Source organism: uncultured Microbulbifer sp. (assembly GCF_947489355.1).
Classification (GTDB): Bacteria; Pseudomonadota; Gammaproteobacteria; order Pseudomonadales; family Cellvibrionaceae; genus Microbulbifer.
On sequence record NZ_CANLDD010000013.1, the window covers coordinates 1 to 22,815 of the forward strand.

General features: G+C 55.5%; 22 protein-coding genes. 16 read left to right on the forward strand and 6 right to left on the reverse strand.

Annotated features, from left to right (window positions below; translation table 11 throughout):
- Positions 1–194: 194 nt before the first annotated feature.
- Positions 195–1,346: a PilT/PilU family type 4a pilus ATPase gene (locus tag Q1A48_RS07710; protein WP_299943080.1), complete on the reverse strand. Its 1,152-nt coding sequence runs from the start codon at positions 1,344–1,346 to the stop codon at positions 195–197.
- A 64-nt stretch (positions 1,347–1,410) separates the two neighbouring features.
- A complete protein-coding gene (locus Q1A48_RS07715) occupies positions 1,411–2,445 on the reverse strand; it encodes a type IV pilus twitching motility protein PilT (protein ID WP_299943082.1) in 1,035 nt (344 codons plus the stop codon).
- A gap of 68 nt (positions 2,446–2,513) precedes the next feature.
- Here Q1A48_RS07715 and Q1A48_RS07720 point away from each other — a divergent pair, with 68 nt between their 5' ends.
- Positions 2,514–3,218, forward strand: coding sequence for a YggS family pyridoxal phosphate-dependent enzyme (locus Q1A48_RS07720; protein ID WP_299943084.1), 705 nt, complete (start codon positions 2,514–2,516; stop codon positions 3,216–3,218).
- A 173-nt stretch (positions 3,219–3,391) separates the two neighbouring features.
- Here the strand turns inward: Q1A48_RS07720 and Q1A48_RS07725 are convergent, their stop codons facing one another.
- Positions 3,392–5,398, reverse strand: coding sequence for an alpha/beta fold hydrolase (locus tag Q1A48_RS07725; RefSeq protein WP_299943086.1), 2,007 nt, complete (start codon positions 5,396–5,398; stop codon positions 3,392–3,394).
- Between the two features lie 141 nt (positions 5,399–5,539).
- On the opposite strand from Q1A48_RS07725, the gene proC reads away from it, so the two are divergent.
- The 12 genes from proC (at position 5,540) to ubiD (ending at position 17,871) form a co-directional block, all read left to right on the forward strand.
- Positions 5,540–6,373 (forward strand): pyrroline-5-carboxylate reductase, encoded by an 834-nt coding sequence (gene proC / locus Q1A48_RS07730; protein WP_299943088.1) that lies wholly within the window; start codon positions 5,540–5,542, stop codon positions 6,371–6,373.
- Between the two features lie 63 nt (positions 6,374–6,436).
- Positions 6,437–7,045: a YggT family protein gene (locus tag Q1A48_RS07735; RefSeq protein WP_299943089.1), complete on the forward strand. Its 609-nt coding sequence runs from the start codon at positions 6,437–6,439 to the stop codon at positions 7,043–7,045.
- Positions 7,046–7,195: 150 nt separating this feature from the next.
- Positions 7,196–9,163, forward strand: a complete 1,968-nt coding sequence (locus tag Q1A48_RS07740) for a dynamin family protein (RefSeq protein WP_299943090.1) — start codon at positions 7,196–7,198, stop codon at positions 9,161–9,163.
- A gap of 116 nt (positions 9,164–9,279) precedes the next feature.
- Positions 9,280–10,461, forward strand: a complete 1,182-nt coding sequence (locus Q1A48_RS07745) for a homoserine O-acetyltransferase (protein ID WP_299943092.1) — start codon at positions 9,280–9,282, stop codon at positions 10,459–10,461.
- Positions 10,461–11,051, forward strand: a complete 591-nt coding sequence (gene metW, locus Q1A48_RS07750) for a methionine biosynthesis protein MetW (RefSeq protein ID WP_299943094.1) — start codon at positions 10,461–10,463, stop codon at positions 11,049–11,051. The genes Q1A48_RS07745 and metW overlap by 1 nt, the downstream gene beginning before the upstream one ends.
- A gap of 177 nt (positions 11,052–11,228) precedes the next feature.
- On the forward strand, positions 11,229–11,681 hold the full coding sequence (locus Q1A48_RS07755; protein ID WP_299943096.1) for a DUF4426 domain-containing protein: 453 nt from the start codon (positions 11,229–11,231) through the stop codon (positions 11,679–11,681).
- Positions 11,682–11,789: 108 nt separating this feature from the next.
- Positions 11,790–12,407, forward strand: a complete 618-nt coding sequence (rdgB, locus tag Q1A48_RS07760) for an RdgB/HAM1 family non-canonical purine NTP pyrophosphatase (RefSeq protein WP_299943098.1) — start codon at positions 11,790–11,792, stop codon at positions 12,405–12,407.
- Positions 12,397–13,608, forward strand: a complete 1,212-nt coding sequence (gene hemW, locus Q1A48_RS07765) for a radical SAM family heme chaperone HemW (RefSeq protein WP_299943100.1) — start codon at positions 12,397–12,399, stop codon at positions 13,606–13,608. Before rdgB ends, hemW begins: the two co-directional genes overlap by 11 nt.
- Before the next feature lie 146 nt (positions 13,609–13,754).
- Entirely contained in the window at positions 13,755–14,084 is a 330-nt protein-coding gene (trxA, locus tag Q1A48_RS07770) for a thioredoxin TrxA (RefSeq protein WP_299943102.1), read from the forward strand.
- Positions 14,085–14,454: 370 nt separating this feature from the next.
- Positions 14,455–15,714: a transcription termination factor Rho gene (rho, locus tag Q1A48_RS07775; RefSeq protein WP_299943104.1), complete on the forward strand. Its 1,260-nt coding sequence runs from the start codon at positions 14,455–14,457 to the stop codon at positions 15,712–15,714.
- 269 nt (positions 15,715–15,983) lie between these two features.
- On the forward strand, positions 15,984–16,253 hold the full coding sequence (locus tag Q1A48_RS07780; RefSeq protein WP_299943106.1) for an RNA-binding protein: 270 nt from the start codon (positions 15,984–15,986) through the stop codon (positions 16,251–16,253).
- 154 nt (positions 16,254–16,407) lie between these two features.
- Complete coding sequence (gene ubiD / locus Q1A48_RS07785) at positions 16,408–17,871, forward strand: 4-hydroxy-3-polyprenylbenzoate decarboxylase (protein ID WP_299943108.1); 1,464 nt, start codon at positions 16,408–16,410, stop codon at positions 17,869–17,871.
- A gap of 284 nt (positions 17,872–18,155) precedes the next feature.
- Here ubiD and Q1A48_RS07790 read toward each other — a convergent pair whose 3' ends face one another.
- Positions 18,156–19,115 carry an alpha/beta hydrolase gene (locus tag Q1A48_RS07790; protein ID WP_299943110.1) on the reverse strand — a complete coding sequence of 320 codons (960 nt, stop codon included), beginning with the start codon at positions 19,113–19,115 and terminating at the stop codon, positions 18,156–18,158.
- Positions 19,116–19,533: 418 nt separating this feature from the next.
- Here Q1A48_RS07790 and Q1A48_RS07795 point away from each other — a divergent pair, with 418 nt between their 5' ends.
- The 3 genes from Q1A48_RS07795 (at position 19,534) to Q1A48_RS07805 (ending at position 20,911) form a co-directional block, all read left to right on the forward strand.
- Positions 19,534–20,007, forward strand: a complete 474-nt coding sequence (locus Q1A48_RS07795; protein WP_299943112.1) for a type VI secretion system amidase effector protein Tae4 — start codon at positions 19,534–19,536, stop codon at positions 20,005–20,007.
- 7 nt (positions 20,008–20,014) lie between these two features.
- Positions 20,015–20,350 (forward strand): hypothetical protein, encoded by a 336-nt coding sequence (locus tag Q1A48_RS07800; RefSeq protein WP_299943113.1) that lies wholly within the window; start codon positions 20,015–20,017, stop codon positions 20,348–20,350.
- A gap of 162 nt (positions 20,351–20,512) precedes the next feature.
- Entirely contained in the window at positions 20,513–20,911 is a 399-nt protein-coding gene (locus tag Q1A48_RS07805; RefSeq protein WP_299943115.1) for an ester cyclase, read from the forward strand.
- A 115-nt stretch (positions 20,912–21,026) separates the two neighbouring features.
- On the opposite strand, the gene Q1A48_RS07810 is transcribed toward Q1A48_RS07805, so the two are convergent.
- Both Q1A48_RS07810 and Q1A48_RS07815 read right to left on the reverse strand, forming a co-directional pair.
- On the reverse strand, positions 21,027–21,563 hold the full coding sequence (locus tag Q1A48_RS07810; protein ID WP_299943117.1) for a peroxiredoxin-like family protein: 537 nt from the start codon (positions 21,561–21,563) through the stop codon (positions 21,027–21,029).
- A 174-nt stretch (positions 21,564–21,737) separates the two neighbouring features.
- Positions 21,738–22,745 (reverse strand): glyceraldehyde 3-phosphate dehydrogenase NAD-binding domain-containing protein, encoded by a 1,008-nt coding sequence (locus tag Q1A48_RS07815; RefSeq protein ID WP_299943119.1) that lies wholly within the window; start codon positions 22,743–22,745, stop codon positions 21,738–21,740.
- Positions 22,746–22,815 lie beyond the last annotated feature (70 nt).

The following is a 22,815-nucleotide window of genomic DNA, read 5'->3' on the forward strand; positions in this document are numbered from 1 at the left end:
AGAGGTGCTATCAAAGCACAGTAGCTATGGCTTGTGCCTTCCTATGGCTACCCATGTGAAACGGGAACAGCCCCTAGCTGTATAGCGGGGGTTTGGGGGACCATGTTCTTTTTTAAAGCGGGGAAAGGCACTGTCGGACCGGGTACCCCAATCGACGCTAAGCGCCGCGATCCCAGCCAAATTTAAGTGAGCACTTAATACAACTGCGGCCCACCGTCGCCGTACTCTGAATCATTTTGCAGGCTCAATTCGCCCGCGGCGCTGTTTAAGTATTCGGCATCGGATTCGGACTTGAGCTTGATCATCAGGCGCAGGTCGTTGGAGGAATCCGCGTGGGAGAGGGCATCTTCGTAGGTGATTTCGCCGCGGTCGTAGAGTTCGTACAGGGCCTGGTCGAAGGTTTGCATACCCTGCTCGCCGGAGCGCTTCATCAGTTCCTTCATTTTGTGCACCTCGCCCTTGCGGATCAGGTCCGACATCAGCGGGGTGTTGATCATGATTTCCAGACAGGCGCGGCGGCCATCCCCATCCGGTGTCGGCACCAGCTGCTGTGCCACCATCGCCTTCAGGTTCAGCGACAGGTCCATAAACAGTTGTTCGTGGCGGTCCGCCGGGAAGAAGTGGATGATGCGGTCCAGGGCCTGGTTGGCGTTGTTGGCGTGCAGGGTGCACAGGCACAGGTGGCCGGTCTCGGCGAAGGCGATGGCGTGGTCCATGGTCTCGCGCGAGCGCACCTCACCAATCAGGATCACATCCGGTGCCTGGCGCAGGGTATTTTTCAGGGCCACTTCAAAGGATTCGGTATCCAGGCCCACCTCGCGCTGGGTCACAATACAGCCGCGGTGCTGATGGATAAACTCGATGGGGTCCTCGATAGTAATGATATGACCTTTGGTGTTCTCGTTGCGGTGACCGATCATGGAGGCCAGTGAGGTGGATTTACCGGTGCCGGTGGCGCCCACAAAAATGATCAGGCCGCGCTTGGTCATGGCCAGGTCTTTGAGTCCGTCCGGCAGGCCGAGCCCGTCGATCGTGGGGATTTGGGTCTCAATGCGTCGCAGTACCATACCCACCAGGCTGCGCTGGAAAAATGCCGAGACCCGGAAACGGCCTACGTTGCGCACGGCAATCGCGAAATTCAGCTCCTTTTTCTCGGCAAATTCGCGCCGCTGTTTTTCATTCATGATGCCCACCACCAATTCGCGCGCCTTTTCCGGCGTGAGCGAGGTGCTGCTACAGGGCACGACGCGGCCGTGCAGCTTGATGGAGGGCGGTATGCCGGCGGTGATAAACAGATCCGAAGCGCCTTTCTCTACAACCAGTTGTAGAAGTCTTTCAATTTCCATGGTGGTTACCGCAATTTAAAGTTGACAGTGATGGGCCGCGCCTGAGGCCCAGGTAGATCGGCGCTTAGAAGTTTTCCGGCATTTTGGCTTTTTCCCGTGCAACTTCGCGGCCGACGATACGGCGCGTCACCAGATCTTCCAGGCACTGGTCCATGGTCTGCATGCCAGCGCTGGCACCGGTCTGAATGGCGGAATACATCTGTGCGATCTTGTCCTCGCGGATCAGGTTGCGGATTGCCGGGGTGCCGCGCATGATTTCGTGGGCGGCGACACGGCCGCCGCCGTTTTTCTTGAGCAGGGTCTGGGAGATAACCGCCTGCAGGGATTCCGACAGCATGGAGCGCACCATGGCCTTTTCCTGTGCCGGGAATACATCCACAACCCGGTCGATGGTTTTGGCTGCGGAGGTGGTATGCAGGGTACCGAATACCAAATGGCCGGTTTCCGCTGCGGTGAGTGCCAGGCGAATGGTCTCCAAATCCCGCATCTCGCCCACCAGGATAATGTCCGGGTCTTCACGCAGTGCCGAGCGCAGCGCCTCGGCGAAGCTATGGGTATCCCGGTGCACCTCGCGCTGGTTCACCAGGCACTTTTTGGATTCGTGCACAAATTCGATCGGGTCCTCAATGGTGAGGATGTGCTCGTATTTGTTGTCGTTGATGTAATCCATCATCGCCGCCAGCGTGGTGGACTTACCGGAACCGGTGGGCCCTGTGACCAGCACCAGGCCGCGGGGGGTGTCTGAAATCTGCTTGAACACCTGCCCCATCCCCAGGTCTTCCATGGTGAGTACCTTGGAGGGGATAGTCCGGAAGACGGCACCGGCGCCGCGGTTGTGATTAAACGCATTGACACGAAAGCGCGCCACGCCGGGCACTTCGAAGGAAAAGTCTGTCTCCAGGATTTCCTCGTAGTCCTTGCGCTGCTTGTCGTTCATGATCTCGTAGATCAGGCCGTGCACCTGCTTGTGCTCCATTGCCGGCAGATTGATGCGGCGCACGTCGCCGTCCACGCGGATCATCGGCGGCAGGCCGGCGGAGAGGTGCAGGTCCGAGGCGTTTTGCTTGGCGCTGAAGGCGAGGAGTTCAGTGATATCCATACTGCTACCTTAGGTTCTTGTTTTGGCTCAGGTAAAATTGCCGCTCAATTCGGTACGGACCCCAGTATATGCGCAAAGAGACCATCGTCGAAAACCTGAATGGAGTCGGTGAGCAGATTGTGACCTGCTGCAACAACTGCGCTCGCAGCCCTGCAGAAATCACCCTGCTGGCGGTTTCCAAAACGCAACCGGCAGAGGTTCTGCGCATCGCCTATGAGGCTGGCCAGCGTCACTTTGGCGAAAATTATCTACAGGAGGCCCTGCAAAAACAGGACAGACTAGCTGAGCTGGATATTTGCTGGCATTTTATTGGCCCGCTGCAGTCCAACAAAACCCGTGCGGTGGCCGAACACTTCCAGTGGGTACATAGCGTAGATCGACTGAAAATCGCCCAGCGCCTATCCAGACAGCGCCCCGATGCACTGCCACCACTGAATATCTGCCTGCAGGTGAATATTGATGGCGAGCAGAGTAAGTCTGGCATAGTCCCAGAGGCACTGGCAGCGCTGGCGCAGTCCGTGGTGCAGCTGCCGGGATTGCGCCTGCGCGGGCTGATGGCGATACCGGTGGCGCGGCGCGACCCGGCGCAACAGCGCAGGCCTTTTGTCGAGCTGGCGCGCCTGCTGCAAGCGTTGCGGGCGCAATTTCCCCAAACGCCCCTGGATACCCTGTCCATGGGCATGTCGGCGGATATGGAGGCGGCGATCGCCTGCGGCGCCACCATTGTGCGTATCGGCACAGATATTTTTGGCGCACGGAATTACTCTGTGTGAAGGGGCCTGTGCCTTTTTCCGGCGTCGGGAATAGCTTTCATCGCAAGCTTGCTGAACCCTATTGTGTTAGTGGCACTCTGGCCACCCAGCAGGCATTGGCTGTGGGTGCTGGAGTGGGGACCCTGCAGTAAAAACGGCTCCGCAGGGCCGTGGGGTGGTCGAATGTTTCGGGCTCAAGGCTGGTTTAGCGCCAGGTTCTTTTTCTGTCCCTCTTTGAGCAGGTATGTGGCAAAAAATAGCGCAGTGGCCTGGGTAAAGACATCGCGGTTTTCCTTCTTGCGATAGCCGTGGCCCTCGTTCAACGCGTTCATGTACCATACCTCGTTGCCGTTTTCGCGCAGGGCTTCCACAATCTGCTCCGCTTCGGTAACGGGCACGCGGGGGTCGTTTTGCCCTTGCACCACAAACAGAGGCACCTGAATCTTTTCCACATTGTTATTGGGGCTGATGTTCTCCAGGAAGGCGCGCATTTGGGGATCGCGCTCATCACCGTATTCCACCCGGCGCAGGTCGCGGCGGTAACTCTTGGTGTTCGTCAGGAAGGTGACAAAGTTGGAAATACCCACGATATCCACTGCCGCCTTGAGTCGATTGGAGTAGTGCATGCCGGTGGCCAGTACCATATAGCCGCCGTAGCTGCCGCCGAACACGGCGACCCGCTCCGTATCCAGATCCGGCTGGGTGGCGATCCAGTCCAGCAGGGCGCCGATATCTTTGACAGAGTCCTCGCGCTTATAGCCGTTATCCATGCCCAGGTAGCTTTTGCCGTAGCCTGCGGAACCGCGCACATTGGGTGCGATGACCGCGGCGCCAAGCGTCTCCAGCCACAGCTGGTAGGTACTGGAGAACACCGGGCGGTACTGGCCCTCCGGGCCACCGTGGATGGAAATAATCACCGGCACCGGGCCCTCGGCTCCGCGCGGTTTGTAGACGAAAGCGGGAATCTCGCGAGCCTTGCCGTCGATTTTATCGAAAGTGGGATAGTGCACCAGTTGCGGCTCGACAAACTGCCCGGTATTCAGGCCGCCGACTTCGCTGTAGGTCCAGCGTGTGAGATCGCCACTGGACAGCGGGCGCCGGCCAAGCGCAAGCACAAAGGTATCGGTGGGGGTCTTCGGAGTGTTCAGGGAAAGTGCCAGTTTGTCGCCGCGTGGGGTGAATTCGATACCGCCGATAACCCCGATGGGCAGGGAATCGACTTTGCTGTAGCGGTCGTTGCGCGGATCGTACAGATAGAGTGCGGACAAGCCGTTTTCGTTGGCCACAAAGGCGCCACGGCGGCCATCTTTACTCAGTACAAAACTGCTGATGTCCCAGGGGATATCAGCGGTAATCACTTTTTCTTTACCGCTGGCCAGGTCCTTGCGAATCAGCTGGGTGAATTCGCCGCCTCGGTCGCTCATCAGGTAGACAGAGCGGTCGTCTTGGCTAAAGCCCGCGGGAAAGTTGCGCGAGTCGTCTTCACCACCACCGGCGACCAGTGTCCGTGCGCCGCTGTCGAGATCCAGCAGGTGGGCCAGGGAGCGGGTCGAGGAGATGTACTGCAGCACCAGCAACTGGTTGCCGGATTGGGAGAAACCGGCGGGCCCCCACCAGCTGCCGTCCTCGGCTTTCATAATCAGGCGATCCTTTTGGGTATCACCGTCAAAGGTGCTCAGCCAGATATCGTTGGCGCTGCCGTTACGGCGGGTGCTCTGGTAAGCCAGGGCAGCCCCCTGTTTGTTCCACAGCAAGGCACCGTTGCGGGATTTGCCGTCGGTCATCATTCTGCGCTTGCCGCTGTCGATGTCCAACAGGAAGATCTGTGCATACTCATTGCCACCGGCATCCATGGTAAAAGCCAGCTGCCGGTGTTCCGGGCGGGTGGCTACAGCGCCGATCGGTTCTTTAAAAAAGGTCAGCTGGCGGCGGGCACCACCGGCACCCTCCACCTTGTGCAATTGGCTCACTTCGCCAAATCGGGTGCTGACAAACAGGCCGGTGCCATCCATATCCCAGCCGCGAAAGCTGGCCGAGCGCACGTTCTGGTAGCGGTTCAGCTTATCGACAATGCTTTGTGGAATAGAGGGGACATCTTCCAGCACCAGCTGGCCGCTGTTTTCCGTACGGCTCTCCACCGCACTGGCCAGGCCCGCTGCGCTGAGCAGTACGGCAGTGATTAAAGAGCGCCATTGGCACATAGTGTTCTCCTTGCTGGCCCAGGCAGGCGCAGCTCTCTTGTTATTGGAATGAGACGGCCACATATTAGCGGAATCCCCAATAGGGGAAACAGAGGTTGAAATTCACAGCAGGTGAGCCGAGGGCTTGCCGAGGTAATCCGAGTGACTGCGACAGACCCCAAAATCGTTTTTATCGGCGGTGCCGGCAATATGGGCGCTGCGGTGATCGGCGGCCTGTTGGCGGCCGGCTACCCAGCGGACAGGATTGTGGCAACCGGACGCGATCCCCACAAACTGGCGGCTTTTGCCAGAGGTCACGGTGTGGTGGCGCACAACGATAATATTGCTGCGATCAGTGATGCCGACGTGATTGTATTGTCGGTCAAGCCCCAGATGATGCGCGATTTGTGCATGGGTCTGCATCCGCACCTGGCCGGGCGCAATCCACTGATCATCGGTTTTGCAGCCGGCATTCCCCTGGCCGCTTACCGGCGCTGGCTCGGCGAGCACTTGCCCATCGTGCGCGCCATGCCCAATACCCCGGCGCTGGTACAGGCGGGAGCGACCGGTTTGTATGCGGGCGCGGGGGTGACTGCTGAGCACCGCGCCATCACCGAGCAGATTGCCAATGCGGTGGGGATTTCCCTGTGGGTCCGGGACGAGCGCGAAATCAACCAGATCATTGCTGTGGCGGGTTCGGCACCAGCCTATTTTTTCCAATTTATGGAGGCCATGATTGAGGCATCTGTCGCCAGCGGATTTGCCCGCCCCGATGCGGAGCGCCTCGTGTTGCAAACTGCACTGGGCGCCGCCAAACTGGCCATGGCCAGCGAAGAGGATGTGGCCCAGTTGAAACGCAAGGTGATGTCGCCAGGTGGTACCACAGAGTGTGCCGTAAAGCGTTTTGAGCAAGGGGGGCTCTTCCAACTGGTGGCCGAGGCCATGGGCGATTGTGCCGAACGCGCGGCAGAGATGGACCGGGAACTGGACCGCTAGGGTTATGAATCAATCGGGTGGTGCAGGCAGCGCCGTATATCAGTCACTTTTCAGGGGTTTTTAATGACAAATACCTTCAGCAATATCGGCGTCTTTCTGGTGGCGACCCTGGGTATCCTGTATCTATTTGCGGTCTTGATGCGTTTTTTACTGCAATTGGCCCGCGCGGATTTCTACAATCCCATTTCCCAGGGGATCGTCAAGATCACCAACCCGCCGCTGTTGCCCCTGCGCAAGGTGGTTCCCGGCATTTTTGGCATTGATATGGCATCGGTGGTACTGGCGCTGCTGGTGGGGCTGGTGATGATACTGGCCTGCGGCCTGTTGGCCGGCTTTGGTTTGTTTAACCCCCTCAGTGCGCTGCTCTGGTCCCTGATCGGCTGTGTTGCCACGGTGATCGCGGTCGTGTTTGTCGGCCTGCTGATCTCCATCGTATTCAGCTGGATTGCGCCCCACAGCGGCCATCCGGCGCTGATGTTGCTGCGCCAGCTGCTGGACCCCTTCTACGCGCCGGTGCGCAGGTTGATACCGCCTTTGGGGGTGATTGATATCAGCCCGATTTTTGTGTTTATCCTGCTGACGGTGGCAGACAAACTGTTGCTGGGCTTTGCGCGGATGGCCAATATGCCCGCTTTTGTTTACCAGCTGTTTTGGCATATCCCCGGCTTTTAGGGGATATTGCGCAGGGAAGATTTCTTCCGTTGCGCGCACTGGGTCGCATCTGCCCGAGCGTCGGGCCCTTATACTGGTAGCGGTTGACCCCCGCCGGCTGCAACGGGCGGGGGCCTGTATCCAGGCTGTCAATAACAAGAACACCTTGACATGGAAGACGCACTCTTACGCCAGCATATCGCCGACTACGACCGCTGGAAAAAGAATCTGGACTGCCAGTTTGCCCGCTTCAGCCAGTGGCTGGAGCAATACTTTCCCAATTCTGCCGGGGCCCGCCAGGCCGTGCAGCAGGCGCGCGCTCTGCTCACCGAAGACCAGTTTACCCTGGTTCTGGTGGGGGAATTTTCCCGGGGCAAGACAGAGCTGATCAATGCGCTTTTGTCACAGACCTACGGCAAGCGCCTGCTGCCCTCCAAACCCGGGCGCACCACCATGTGCCCCACGGAGATCTTCAACGATGGCGCCGAGTATGCCAGCCTGCGCCTGCTGCCGATCGAAACACTCGCCACCAATACCAGTCTGGAGAGTTTCCGTCGTATTCCTCAAAAGTGGGTCACTCACGAGTTCGACGCCAATGATCCCGAGGCCACCCGCGCGGCCCTGCTGAAGGTTGCCGCGACCAAATCGGTGATGCCGGAGGAGGCGGCGCGCTACGGCTTTGACCGCCGCCACCTGGATGACAAGGGCAATCTGGTGGAGATTCCCGCCTGGCGCTATGCCCTGATCTGCCTGCCCCACCCGCTGTTGGATCAGGGGTTGCGCATCATCGATACACCGGGGCTGAACGCCCTCGGCAATGAGCCAGAGCTAACACTCAGCACTCTGCCCGGGGCCCAGGCGGTGGCCTTCCTGCTCGCCGCGGACGCCGGTGTCAGTGGTACCGATATGCACATGTGGGAGACCCATCTGGCACCACTGCGCAATCATCGCGGCACGGCGGTGATGGCACTGCTGAATAAAGTGGACGTTCTCTGGGAGGACCCCGATGAGGATGCCGAGATTTTGTTGCAGCGTATGCGCGCCGAGGTCGCCCGGCGGTTGTCGCTGCCCCGGGAGAGTGTCGCCGCTGTATCGGCGAAAATGGCACTGCTGGCGCGACAGCAAAGTGATGTAGCGCTCTTGCGCAACAGCCGTTTTGCGGATTTTGAAACACTGCTGGTACAACGCCTGCTGGAGCACCGCCAGAAGGTGGCAGAGCACCGCGCCCTGCACCAGGCCCTGACCCTGATGGCGGATACCCGCGATCTGCTCAAACGCCGCCTCAACAGCGGTCGCGCGGCACTGGCGCACCTGCAGCGCAACAGCACCAATACCCGGGAGCAACTGGCGGAGCTGGGCCAGTTGCAACAGGTGGCGCGCGAGCAGCACAAGCTTTGTCACCAGGAACTGCTCACGCTCAAATCCAGCCAGCGCATGCTGATGCGTCGGAGCGCTTCTCTATTGGCGCCAATTTCCAGTCAGCAATTGCAGCTGTTGATCGACGACACCAGCAAAGCATTGCACAAACGCTGGACGCCTATGGGATTGGCCAAAGCCATCGAAGGTTTTATGCTGGGTGTCGATCACCAACTCTCCAACCTGGAGCGCGAGGTGAACCAGGTCAACCGTCTGCTGGATGCCGTTTTCGAGCGCTCAAGCCTGAAGAGGGTGGCCAGTACCGGACAGTATTTCAATATTCGACAATTCCGTGCGACCCTGCGTGGGCTGCACCGTCAGGCGGCCCAGCTGCGCCGCTCACCGCAATTGTTACTGGCGCGACGCAATCGACTGAGTGAGCGCTTTCTCGCGACCCTCGCCTGTGAGGTGAGGCGGCTCTACCAGGAGATGAGTACCGCCGCAGAGGACTGGCTGGAGCGGGCCCTGGACCCTCTCAGGCAGCATGCCCAATACCAGAAGCACCTGTTGAACCGCCACCTGATCAAGCTTACCGAGTTGAAACAGAAAAGCCGCAGCCGGCGCACCGATCTGCGCAGCCTGGAGGATGAGGTGCTGCGCAACGACGGGGCTCTGTCGGCGCTGGAGGCGTTGCTTCACCACAGTGCTTCTACCCCGCAACCGCTGGCTCCTGCACCCCGCGCGCGTAATGTCACGCCTCTGAAGGCCTCTCTCAACCGCTGAACAGGGCAGGTGATTTTCCACTGGCGGCTTCCGCAATTGTCATCCGTTGCGGCGCTCCCGTACACTTGTCGCTCCGGTATTTGCCAACCGCCAAGTAACCGACAGATATAAACGCCTTGTTCACGCAAAACCCCACCACGCCTCAAGAGGATCAGACTGCCAGCGACAGGGGCTCTGTGGGTCTTGTCACCCCCAAGCGCCACAGGTTTATTGAGCCATTGGCGCTGGCCTGCGGACGCGTTCTGCAGGACTACACCTTAGTGTACGAAACCTACGGTACACTGAATGCCCAGAAGAGCAATGCGGTACTCATCTGTCATGCGCTCTCGGGTCACCACCACGCCGCCGGGCGGTATCGCCCCGAGGACAAGCGGCCGGGCTGGTGGGATCACTATATCGGCCCCGGTAAGCCGATTGATACCAATGCATTTTTTGTGGTCGCCCCCAATAACCTGGGCGGCTGCCATGGCTCTACCGGGCCGGTTTCCATCAACCCCGACACCGGCAAACCCTGGGGGCCAGACTTTCCCTCGCTGCGGGTGCGCGACTGGGTACACAGCCAGGCACGTCTTGCGGACCTGTTGGGTATTGAGCAGTGGGCGGCGGTGATTGGTGGCAGCCTGGGCGGCATGCAGGCCATGCGCTGGTCACTGGAGTACCCAGAGCGGTTGCGCCACTGCGTGGTGATTGCCTCAGCGATGAAATTGTCGGCGCAGAATATCGCCTTCAATGAGACCGCCCGCCAAGCCATCACTTCCGATCCGGATTTTTGTGAGGGGCGTTATTTGGAGCGGGAAAAATTGCCCCGCCGAGGCCTCGCGGTGGCGCGTATGATAGGCCATATCACCTATCTCTCCGACGATGGTTTGGGGCGCAGGTTTGGCCGTGAGCTGCGCACCGGCAGTTTCCAGCAGGGCGCCGAGGAAGTGGAGTTCCAGATTCAGAGCTATCTGCGTCACCAGGGCGATACCTTCTCCAACAGTTTTGATCCCAACACCTATATACTGATGACCCGCGCCCTTGACTATTTCGACCTCGCGCGGGAGTACGGCGACGACCCTGTGGCCGCATTTGCCAATGCCCGTTGCCGTTTCCTGTTGGTTTCCTTTACGTCCGACTGGCGCTTTGCGCCGCAGCGCTCGCGGGAGATTGCGGATGCGTTGATGCACGCCAATATGCCGGTGAGCTATGTGGAAATTGAATCGGCCATGGGCCACGATGCTTTTCTGCTGCCAAACAAGCGCTACGAAAATATCTTCCTTGCCCATATGCAACGGGTGGCGGAGGAGAAGTTCTGATGCGGATAGATTTGGATGTGATTCAGGAGTGGATAGCGCACGGCAGCTGTGTTCTCGACCTGGGTTGTGGCGACGGAGCTCTGCTGGAGCAGTTGGGCAAGAACAAGGCTGTGACAGGCTATGGGCTGGAGATTGACCCGGGGCAGATCACGCGCTGTGTAGAGCGCGGTGTGAATGTGGTTGAGCAGAACCTGGATGCCGGGCTCGGCAATTTTTCCGATGGGAGCTTTGATACGGTAGTGATGACCCAGGCCCTGCAAACGCTCAGACACCCCCACCTGGTTGTAGAGGAAATGCTGCGGGTGGGGCGCGATTGCATCATTACCTTTCCCAATTTCGGCCAGTGGAAGGCCCGCTGGCATCTGGCCTTCTCCGGGCGCATGCCGGTTTCCGACCTATTACCCTATGAATGGTATAACACACCTAATATTCACTTTTGTACTTTCGGGGATTTCGAGGTGTTGTGCAGGGAGCGCAGTTGGACTATTTTGCATCGCCAGGTAGTATGCGAATCTATGCCGGGTGGATTATTGAAAGAGTATTTACCCAATTTATTTGGTGAGACCGCGATATATCATCTGACTCGCTAAACTAATAATCCGGTAACCAATGATGCGCTGTCGAACAACTATTCCTGCGCCATGTTTTGTGTCCTTACCCTGGGCAAGGCAAGCCGTTTTGGGTGGGTGCTTCTGTGTTGTGAGCGCGCCACCGGGATACACTGACCCCGTTTGCCGGTCGCTACCCATTACCATTGGAGGTGAAGCGTGAAATCAATTCTTGCCGCAGCCGCCGCACTGGCCCTGTTCTTCTGGATGTCCGGCGCTGCCGCACAGCAGGCCCGGCTTATCAAGAACCATGAGGATTTTGGCGATTACCGGGTGGTCTACTCGGTCTTCAACAGCGATTTTATCCAGCCGGATATCGCGCAGAAGTACCAACTGGTGCGGGCCAAGGATCGCGCCTTCGTCAATGTGACGGTGGTGAAAAAAGAGGGCGGTATCCACGGTCTCAGTGCTGAGATGTCGGGCTCGGCGACAAACTTGATCCAGCAGTCGCGGCCGCTGAAGTTCACCGAGATCCGCGAGGGCGATGCGGTCTACTATCTGGCAGCTCTGCGCTTCGAAGACGAGGAGACACTCACGTTCAACGTGGATGTCAGCCTGCCCAACGGCAAAAAAGAAACTGTCACGTTCCGCCGTAAGCTGGACAGGCCCTGATCGGTCTCGCCGGGGCCCTTGCCGGTGTCTGGTGCGGTGCAGGGGAATACTACTTTTTAATGGGATTCACTGCGGGCCTGACGCCCGCTTTTTATTGGGTGGGGTAAGGTGAAAAGCATTGTTCTTGCCAGCGGTAACACCGGCAAGTTGCGAGAGTTTTCCCAGCTTTTCAGCACTTGGGAAATAGAGGTTTTGCCGCAGTCAGCCTTCGGTGTGTCCGAAGCGCAGGAGACGGGGCTCAGCTTTATCGAAAACGCCCTGATCAAGGCCCGCCATGCGAGTCGCATCAGCGGTCTGTCGGCACTGGCAGATGACTCGGGCCTGGCGGTGGACGCACTGGGTGGCGCGCCGGGCATCTATTCGGCCCGTTACTCTGGCGAAGGGGCCACAGATGCACGCAATAACAGCAAGCTGCTCGAGATGCTGCAGGGGGTTGAGGAGGAGCAGCGCGGAGCCAGCTTCCATTGCGCCCTGGCCTTTGTACGCCGCTACGACGATCCGGTACCCCTGGTGTGCAGTGCACAGTGGCGCGGGCGTATACTCGACGCGCCTGCAGGGGAGCAGGGTTTTGGTTATGACCCCCTGTTCTATGTGGCCGCCGAAGGGTTGACCTCGGCGCAGTTGCCGCGGGAAGTGAAGAATCGCCTTAGCCACCGCGCCCAGGCACTCGCAAAGTTTGAGGTCATTTGGCGCCAGGCCATGCTGGGAGCCAGCCTTGCCGGTTAGCCGCAACGGCCTCGTGTTGCCGCCTGTCAGCCTCTACGTGCATATCCCCTGGTGCGTGCGCAAGTGCCCCTATTGCGACTTTAATTCCTACCAGGCCGCCCGCGACCACACAGATACCGACTACGCACTGCCCCAGGCGGACTATGTGGCCCAGCTGCGACGCGACCTGCTGAGCCAGCTGCCCTGGGTGCAGGGGCGCGAGCTGCAGTCGATTTTCTTTGGCGGTGGTACCCCGAGCCTGTTTTCCCCAGAGGCCATCGGGCAGATCCTGTCGATGGCCGAGGAGCTTGTAGGCTTTGCCAAGGGCATCGAGATTACTCTGGAGGCAAATCCGGGCACCTTCGAACAGGCAAAGTTTACCGGTTACCGAGCTGCCGGGGTCAACCGCCTGTCGATCGGGGTGCAGAGTTTCAACACCGCCCAGTTGCACAACCTGGGTCGTATCCACAGCGGCGAGGAGGCCGTCAGTGCCCTGGCCATGGCGCGCAGAGCCGGATTCGACAATATCAACCTGGACCTGATGCACGGCCTGCCGCGACAGACGGAAGCGCAGGCGCTGGAAGATCTGCGCCGCGCTGTGTCCCTGGCACCGGAGCATATCTCCTGGTACCAGCTCACCATTGAGCCCAATACCGCCTTCTATAGCGCGCCACCCTCCACACCAGGTTCGGAGCTGATTGTCGGTATGCAAAGCAGTGGGCGTGCGCTTCTCGCCGCACAGGGTTATATGCGCTACGAGGTATCCGCCTATAGCGGGCAGGGGCTGGAATCCCGCCACAACCTCAATTACTGGTCGTTTGGCGACTATTTGGGCATCGGCGCCGGGGCGCACGGCAAAGTCACACTGCCAGAGGAGGGCCGGGTCCTGCGCACCCGGCGCACGCGCACCCCGAGGGACTATTTGTCGATTGCGCCTGCCCGTGAGTTACTGTATACAGAGCTGGCTGCACCGCATGTCGATCCGGTTGAGGCGGGAGACCTGCCGCTGGAGTTTTTGATGAACACTCTGCGCCTGGTCGAGGGTGTGCCCCTGGACAGTTTTGAGCGGTATACCGGACTGTCTTTGGAAGCGCTGTCGCGGCAGTGGCCGGCACTGGTGGCTATGGACCTGGTAGAGCCTCTTGAGCGACGTATCACCGCCAGTGCCTTCGGCTTTAACTATCTCGATGAGATTCTGCAATGCTTTCTGGAGCAGCCGTGAGCTACCCGCGCCGGGCCTTGAATTATGTGTCAGCGCCCCAATCTACGCGGTAGCTGGCATACTCCGGCTGTATTTCTGCGGCCAGCCTTGTGCGCTGATACCTCCGAGTGGCCCCGCACTGAGTAACTAGAGAACAGGAAAGCAATATGAGCGAGCACGCAATCATCAATGTAACTGACGCCGATTTTGAAGCGGAAGTACTCAAGGCTGAAAGCCCAGTGCTGGTGGACTTCTGGGCACAGTGGTGTGGTCCCTGCAAGATGATTGCCCCGGTGCTGGATGATCTTGCTGCTCACTATGGTGACAAGCTGAAAATTGTCAAAGTCGACGTGGACACCAACAAGGAGAGCCCCGCGACATACAATGTGCGCGGTATCCCCACTCTGTTGCTATTCAAAGGCGGCAATGTGGAAGGTACCAAGGTCGGCGCCCTGTCCCGTGCCCAGTTGACCGAATTTATTGACAGCCAGTTGTAATCCCGGTGGCTCCATCCTGTAAAGATGGTAAATTTGCTTGCAGGATGGAATACACCCGTTATACTGGCAGTAATTCTGTAATAGCCCGGCGGCTATGAATCAACTGGTGGCCAGCTGAATTAAACGCCCCTCCACAGGGTCTCCGATCATTCCCGGCGTATATATTCCTCGGATTGAGCTTATTCTAATACTGCTCCAGTTTTGACGATGGAGCACATAGGCTTGACGAATACTGCGCTCTGGATGGGCAAGGGCACTTTTGGTGTTTTGGAAAAATAGACGAGCAAACCCTTAATTTTCAAATCCCTCCTCGAAAAATTTCCGGCGTGTCCGCGCCAAATGACAACAGAAACCTTAATAAGCAATTGGTATGAATCTCTCCGAATTAAAAACCAAACCCATTGAAGAGTTAATCGAAATAGCGAAAGGTATGGGCCTGGAAAACCTGGCCCGGTCTCGCAAACAGGATATTATTTTCAATATCCTAAAGCGCCATGCCAAAAGCGGTGAAGATATTTATGGTGATGGCGTATTGGAAATCCTCCAGGATGGCTTTGGATTCTTACGCTCCGCGGACTCCTCCTACCTCGCGGGACCGGATGATATTTACGTTTCCCCAAGTCAGATTCGCCGCTTTAATTTGCGTACCGGTGATTCGATTTCTGGAAAAATTCGCCCGCCCAAAGAGGGTGAGAGATATTTTGCCTTATTGAAAGTTAACGAAATTAACTTTGACAAGCCAGAGAATGCCAGAAACAAGATTCTGTTTGAAAACCTGACGCCGCTGTTTCCCAATGACAGTCTTACTTTGGAATGTGGCAACGGCTCTTCCGAAGACCTTATTGGTCGTATTATTGATCTTGTGGCGCCGATTGGTAAGGGCCAGCGCGGTTTGATCGTGGCGCCACCCAAGGCCGGTAAGACCATTATGCTGCAGAATATGGCCCAGGCCATTACGCGCAATAACCCAGAGTGCCATCTGATCGTTCTGCTGATTGATGAGCGCCCGGAAGAAGTGACAGAAATGCAGCGCTCCGTGCGTGGTGAAGTGGTGGCCTCTACTTTTGACGAGCCGCCGGCGCGCCATGTCCAGGTTGCTGAAATGGTGATCGAGAAAGCCAAGCGCCTGGTTGAACACAAGAAAGATGTCATCATTCTATTGGATTCTATTACCCGCCTGGCGCGGGCATATAACACAACGGTACCGAGCTCCGGTAAAGTGCTCACCGGTGGTGTGGACGCCCACGCTCTGGAGCGTCCCAAGCGCTTCTTCGGGGCTGCGCGCAATATTGAAGAGGGCGGCAGCCTGTCTATTATTGCTACTGCACTGATTGATACTGGCTCGAAGATGGACGAGGTGATTTTCGAGGAGTTCAAAGGTACCGGTAATATGGAATTGCAACTGGATCGCAAGATTGCTGAAAAGCGCGTCTATCCAGCGATTAACGTACGCCGTTCCGGTACGCGACGCGAGGAGCTGCTGATGCCAGAGGGCGAGCTGCAGCGGGTGTGGATTCTGCGCAAACTGCTCCACGATATGGAGGATTTGGCCTCGACTGAATTCTTGGTGGATAAGCTGAAGGGCTTCAAGACAAATGATGAGTTCTTCCTGTCCATGAAGCGGAAGTGATTTTCACCGGGATAGACACCGGTATCGGTACCATTTGTGTGCTTGGGAGCGAATTAGGCGATTATTTGCACGGTTTATTGTTGAAAAGGCGAGCTATTAGGCATATAAAGCTCCACAGAGTGGCGCTGGATGTGAATGTTACTGAGGGGCGCCCGACTGAATTGGCTCAGGAGTAATTCCGCAAAGGGCCAATCTCAAATGGAAAATCTGGTGGAGCTGGTTTCCATTTGTGACTGCACGACAGCCCACATATCTAGTGAGAACCTTTTGTGAATATCTATATTGGAAATCTGGCCTACGGTGTAACCTCTGACGACCTGAACGAAGCTTTCGGTGCTTTCGGAGAGATCTCTCGGGCTACTGTTATCACCGACCGTGAGACTGGCCGCTCTAAGGGCTTCGGTTTCGTAGAAATGCCCAACGACGACGAAGCGCGCAAAGCGATTGAAGAGATGAACGATCAGCCGATGTCTGGCCGTAACATTCGTGTTAACGAAGCCAAGCCACGCGAAGACCGTCCGCGTCGCCCCCGCTTCTAAGCTTGCAAAAAGCTTAAGATTTTTTCGGCCCGCTGCACATCGCTTGCGGGCCGTTTCTTCCCTTCCACTCAGCCATCCTGCCAGGGAGCCGCTCCCTATTTTGTGTCTTCTGTTTTACACTGGTCGCCGGTTTATTGACTGCGTTCGCTAGCCCATGAAATACAAAGACCTGCGCGACTTTATCACGCTATTGGAAAAGCGTGACCTGTTAAAACGTATTCGTTATCCCGTCGACCCGCACCTGGAGATGACAGAGATCTCAGACCGCGTGCTGCGCTCTGGTGGGCCGGCACTGTTGTTTGAGAACCCGGTGGGTTCTGATGTCCCCGTGCTTACCAACCTGTTCGGCACCCCGGAGCGTGTGGCCCTGGGTATGGGGCGAGAGAGTGTGGATGAGTTGCGGGCGGTTGGCGAATTACTCGCGTTTCTCAAGGAACCACAGCCGCCGGAGAATCTACGCGATGCATGGGAGAAGCTGCCGGTATTCAAGCAGGTGCTCAATATGGGACCCAAGGTAGTCCGGGGCCCTGCCTGCCAGCAGGTTGTGCTGGATAAAGATCAGGTAGACCTGCACAAGTTGCCGATCCAAACCTGCTGGCCCGGGGATGTGGCGCCCCTGGTGACCTGGCCACTGGTCATTACCCGTGGGCCGGAAAAGAAACGCCAGAATCTCGGCATTTACCGTATGCAGCTGATTGGTAAAAACCGCTTGATTATGCGTTGGCTCAGCCACCGAGGCGGTGCCCTGGATTACCGCGACTGGTGTAAAAAGCACCCCGCTGAGCCCTATCCCGTGGCTGTGGCCCTCGGTGCAGATCCCGCCACCATTCTTGGCGCTGTTACTCCAGTTCCGGATTCTCTGTCCGAGTACGCGTTCGCGGGCCTGCTGCGCGGGGATAAAACCGAAGTGACAAATGCCCTGTCAAGCGATTTGCAGGTGCCGGCCAGTGCCGAGTATGTCCTGGAAGGCTTTCTCTACCCCGGGGATACCGCCGATGAAGGCCCCTACGGGGACCACACAGGCTACTACAACGAAGTGGACCGCTTCCCGGTATTTACTGTGGAAAAAATCACCCACCGCAAGAACCCCATTTATCACAGTACATACACTGGGCGCCCACCGGATGAGCCGGCGATTCTGGGAGAAGCGCTGAATGAGGTGTTTGTGCCAATATTGCAAAAGCAGTTTCCTGAAATCGTCGATTTCTATTTGCCGCCGGAAGCCTGCTCCTACCGTTTGGCAGTGGTAAGCATAAAAAAGCAGTATATCGGGCATCCCAAGCGGGTGATGATGGGGATCTGGTCCTTCCTGCGCCAGTTTATGTACACCAAGATGGTGGTTGTTACCGATGACGATGTGAATGCGCGGGATTGGAAAGAGGTGATCTGGGCCATCACCACGCGTATGGATCCGGTACGGGATACGGTGATGATAGAGAATACCCCGATTGACTATCTGGATTTTGCCTCACCGGTATCGGGGCTCGGCTCAAAAATGGGATTGGATGCGACCAACAAATGGCCCGGCGAGACTGACAGGGAGTGGGGCAATCCTATTGAGCGGGATACAGGGGTCGTCAAAAAAGTGGATGAAATCTGGTCCAAGCTGGGTCTTTAAGCATCGCTGCAATTGGATTGCATTCAAATTCGGAACAATCCGCCCTGCCGATAGACTATCCGGTAAAATGCGCTATCTGATTGTTACTCAATTGAGCCTGGTAATTGTCAGTTCTTCTATTTGGCCAGATAGCCTTTTCCCGAGATGTCATGTATTGCCAACAGCCTTTGGCAGTCTACTTGGAAATGAGAATAATCTTGAGTGATATAAGATAGCGGATGAGACCCATAACCCGGGGCTTCACTTTATGGCCTGAAGTTACCATTCTGCCAAAGGCTAATGTCTCAAGGCACTAGCCAACTTTGCAGAATTTGGTGCTCGGTTTGTCCGATCACTGCCATACTGGCGTGATTGCGATCTGCAAGCGCAATCACTTTGATCGTATGATCGTTTAATGCTTTGAAGTTGTCGTATGGCGATACCAGATCGGCAGGTGAGGAAAACAGCAGAACAGGTGTGTCGGAGGCTACGAGGAGCGGTTCTATTCGAGTGTCTTCGAGCTGAATATTAGCGTTTTCTAGTGCTAATAAAGCACCCTTGCGAATTTGCTCTTCGGAAATAAGATTGCCGACTAAGCGATGGTTTGCTCTGGAATAGTTATAAACGGCTGTGTCAAACTGTGGCATCGGTGCCTGTAAAATAAGTCCCCTGATGTCCTCGCGGTTAGAGGACACCCGTGCGGCTGTTAATGCGCCCATGGAGCTACCCAAAAGATAGAGTTTCTCCCCGCTGATGGTCTGCTTGCTGATCAGGTCGTCGATAAGATTGCTGACAACAGCGCTATCTCCCACGCCGTATTTTTTAGTGCCACCTGACTCTCCGTGTCCCAAAAGATCCGGGACAACTACCTCATACCCCAGGAAGCGAAAGTAGAGCGCAGAATTGATCATGAACTCCTTGGAGACCCTAAAGCCGTGCAAAAGAACAATTGTTCCGGAGTAAGTATTCGCCAGAGCGCCTCTTTGCACAGCAAGCTCAACCTGGCTAGTGCGGTTACCCGAATCCACTTCGATAGAATATCCAAGCTTTTTTGATGTGATGGGCGGTGCAAAGAAATAACTGATGCAGCCCCCCTCAGAATTGGAGCAGAATTGGTTTTTGTTAAAACCCAAGTCCTCAATTTGTCCATCTGTGATTATTTGTTCGTAGGGAAAGCTCTCGGACTTTTCTAAAAAAAAGGCAACACCCGATGAGCAGGAAGATATCAATACACATAGGGTCACGAGGGAGAGTAATTTTGTCATATTGATTATTAGATAAACGTATATGGCGTAAAGTATAACCAATCCCGGATTCAACTCGCTACTGTTACTGTTGTTGACATTCGCAATTAGGTAATGCCGTACCAGGTTGTGAACGAGTTCTGGCAAACCGAGGTTTTCAATGTGTTGCTTTACCCACACTGAATAAGAACGGTTTGGCATTTGGTGAGTGTAAATTCCGGTACTATGGGAACGGATGGCTATTGTTCACACTTTCTTGAGTGGCCAGGAACTCTATTTGTTTAAAAAAACACTCGCATTCCGGGTTGTTTGAATTAATTCGAAAAGTAAATCAGCTTTGTGTTCAACGAACGCTGCGTCAATGACAAGTGCCTCTTTGTTTGACAGGCCATTGATGGTTTAAGATTCAGTCTTTTCAAGTCTCAGGGAAGAACTTGTGATGTTTGACAAACTATGGAGCAATCATCCTACCATTAGCGCATCGATATTCTCGGATGACGCGCCGTGCACCATGGATGGGAAAAGGACATATACTAATCAATGCGCGATCCGAATGGGAGTTTCCCTGCAAAAATCCGGAGTGAAACTTGATACCTTTAAAGGCGCCCGTTGTTGGTATGGGCATAAGCCTGGCCATATCCTCCGCGCAGAGGAGTTAGCCAATTGGCTAAAGGGCCCTTTCTCTCCTTTCAGGCAAAGTTTGGGTTTTGAAGCCTCAAAAGGGTTTGTGAAGATCAACGGAAAGAAAGGAATCGTCTTCTTCAAAGACTATTATGGCCCCGGTAATCGGGGCGACCATATTGATCTCTGGAACGGGCGCAGATTAACCAAATTCACAACCTGGTTTGAATTCAGTATCCGCAACGGCCGCCACTACGAAAAAGCCACTGTCTGGTTCTGGCCGGTAGCGTGAGGGCGATATGAAAAAATATACCCTCTCGGTTTTGATTGTTTTTGTACTATTCGCCTGTAGCCTTGAGGAGCGACCCCCATACAAGGCCTATGAAAATACCCTTCCGGAGCAAGGTGCCACCCTTCAATACGATCCTGAAGACGGCCTGACCAATTTGGATCAGGTTAAGGCCGGGCTGCAAGAGGGCGACCTCATCAAATTCAATCGCTCCTTGGAGTGGTATGGCACTGAATCTGATTTTGGGCTCGAAAAGATAGGTGGCAAAACCGCCAGGGAGCTTGTCGATGTGGTTAACTGTTTGAAGCAAAATGAGCCAAACCAACAAGGCGCAGCCTGCTTCTGAAAAGCAGCTATTATTGAGTTGTGGCGTCGGTATAGTAGATAAACAGTTAAGTCAGTAGCACAGGGATTTACCGGCTGGAGAACTATATAGGGTGGAAGTTAGGATTATTCGTTGTGTGACAAAATTGCAATGAATCTTTCAATCTGAGGGAGTTTATTTGCTATGAAAACAGAAGAAGAAAAATTTGTATATGATTTTTGGATGCAGGTTTGGGACAGGCAACTGCTGACTAAAATTCCAAATTTTATAGCCCCGAATTTTATCATTCATTCTGCAGGAAAAGATGTTCTTGGTATTGATGCATTTTCTAAATGGGTGGCTAATTTTCAGTCTAAGATAGGTGAGCTCAGATTTATTGTTCACGACATCTTTTCCAGTGAAGCAAAGGTTGTCAGTCGCTGGCAAATTACCGGTCAAAATAAGGGCTTTATGAATACGGATAAAAACCTTCGGCCAGTAGACCTTTCAGGAATTACTATTTCAGTAGTCAGAGAAGGAAAAATAGTAGAAAAGTGGATTGAAAGGAGTGCCTGGGAGCTCTATCACAGACTTGAATCCTAGTTTGAGCAGAATGGAGGACGTCGAAATAGATCGTATTTGGAGTTCTGTGCCAGTGTTTTACCCTCGCGGATCCAGACAGAGATCAAATGCATCTGGCACCGCCAACCTGCTGGAGTCAGACCGACCCGGTGTACTCGCCCCGCGCTGGGTAATTGTTCTCTTGAACAAATTTGAGTGCACCGAGCATTTCCTTAAAATGTGGACGCACGAACGGCATGGTTTGAACGATGGCAAAATAGAGCGTGCAATCCTTTCGAACCAAAAAAACCCCTGGCTCAGAGAAGAGCGCCGGCTCCTCAATACCGATAGAGGTCGTGCCGCGGCCCGATGAAAGGTAAAGCCCCCATTCCTTTGCCACTGACAATGGTAAGTCGTAACCAACACGTAGTTCTGGATAGCCAACCTTTTCCGCCATCTTCCTGGCGCAACTTTCATTGTCGGATGAAATTGCAATAGTCTTGACGCCGCTTTCTAAGAACTCGGCAGACACACCCCCGAGTTCTTTTAGGTAAGTTGCGCAGATAGGACAATGCAGACCACGATAAAAGACAACCAGCGTTGCGAATTCGGGATTATCCCGGGATAGATCGAAGGTGCCTGAAGATAGGGTTTCCAATGCCAGCCTGGGAACTGGTTGGCGGGGAATCAGCATCGTTTTCCTCACACAATACAGGTATAGGATGTATTTCAGGAGCTGTGACTAATACATTAACCGTTTTGTAACCAATGAAGAGTGGCCATTACAGTGTATAGGCAGTTTAGTACATCTTATAACTTCGTCACAGCGGCGAGGGTATCCTTTCCTTTCAGCCCGGTAGTAAGCAGTTCAAATGATCTGCCTGGCCACATCCAGCATGCGATTTGCAAAGCCCCATTCATTATCAAACCAGATTAAAATCTTCACCAGCTTACCTCCTGCTACCCGTGTCTGGCTGGCATCGATAATGCCCGAGCGCGGGTCATGATTAAAATCACAGGAAGCTAGCGGCTCCTCGGTAAAACCCAGTACGCCTTTGAAGCCTTTTGCAGCTGCCGATTTGAGTAGGGCATTCACTTCACGTTGACTGGTGGTTTTTTGCAATTGCACAGACAGATCAATGGCGGAAACATTAACGGTGGGCACACGCATGGCCTGGGCTTCGAATTTCCCGGCCAAATGGGGGAGAATGCGTTCGATGCCGCGGGCCAGTGCGGTATCAACGGGAATAATTGATGAAACGGCGGAGCGGGTTTTTCTCAGGTCGGTATGGTGGTAGGCATCATTTACCGGTTGATCGTTCATGGCTGAGTGGATGGTCGTAATTACTCCGGCCTCGATACAGAATGCTGTATCCAAGGCAGCAATAACGGGCACACTGCAGTTGGTGGTACAGGAGGCAGCAGAAATAATCATTTCCTGACCGCTGAGGATATGGTCGTTTACGCCATAAACAATGGTGGCATCCACATCGCGGCTGGCGGGTTGCGAAAATAAAACCCGCTTGGCACCGGCAGCCAGGTGTAGCTCAGCGTGCTTGCGCTCCTTAAAGCTGCCGGTGCACTCCAGTACAATATCCACATTGTTTTTGTGCCACTCCAGCTCTTCCAGTCGTTCGCAGTGCGTGACAGCGATACGATCTCCATTGACCACCAGCGTATCATTTTCCGCGCACACTTCGCCGATGAAGCGCCCGTGTACTGAGTCGTATTTGGTCAGGTGGCCGATAGTGGCGCAGTCGGCAAGCTCATTGATGGCGACAATCTGCAAGGTATCGCGGGCACCGGATTCGTAGAGGGCGCGTAGTACGGAGCGGCCGATACGGCCATAGCCATTGATAGCGAGTCGAATCGTCATAGCAGTGTTGCCGAATTGAGGTTACAGAGGGCGCTGGGACAACCGTTGCCGGCTGGCGTGGCAACTGGTT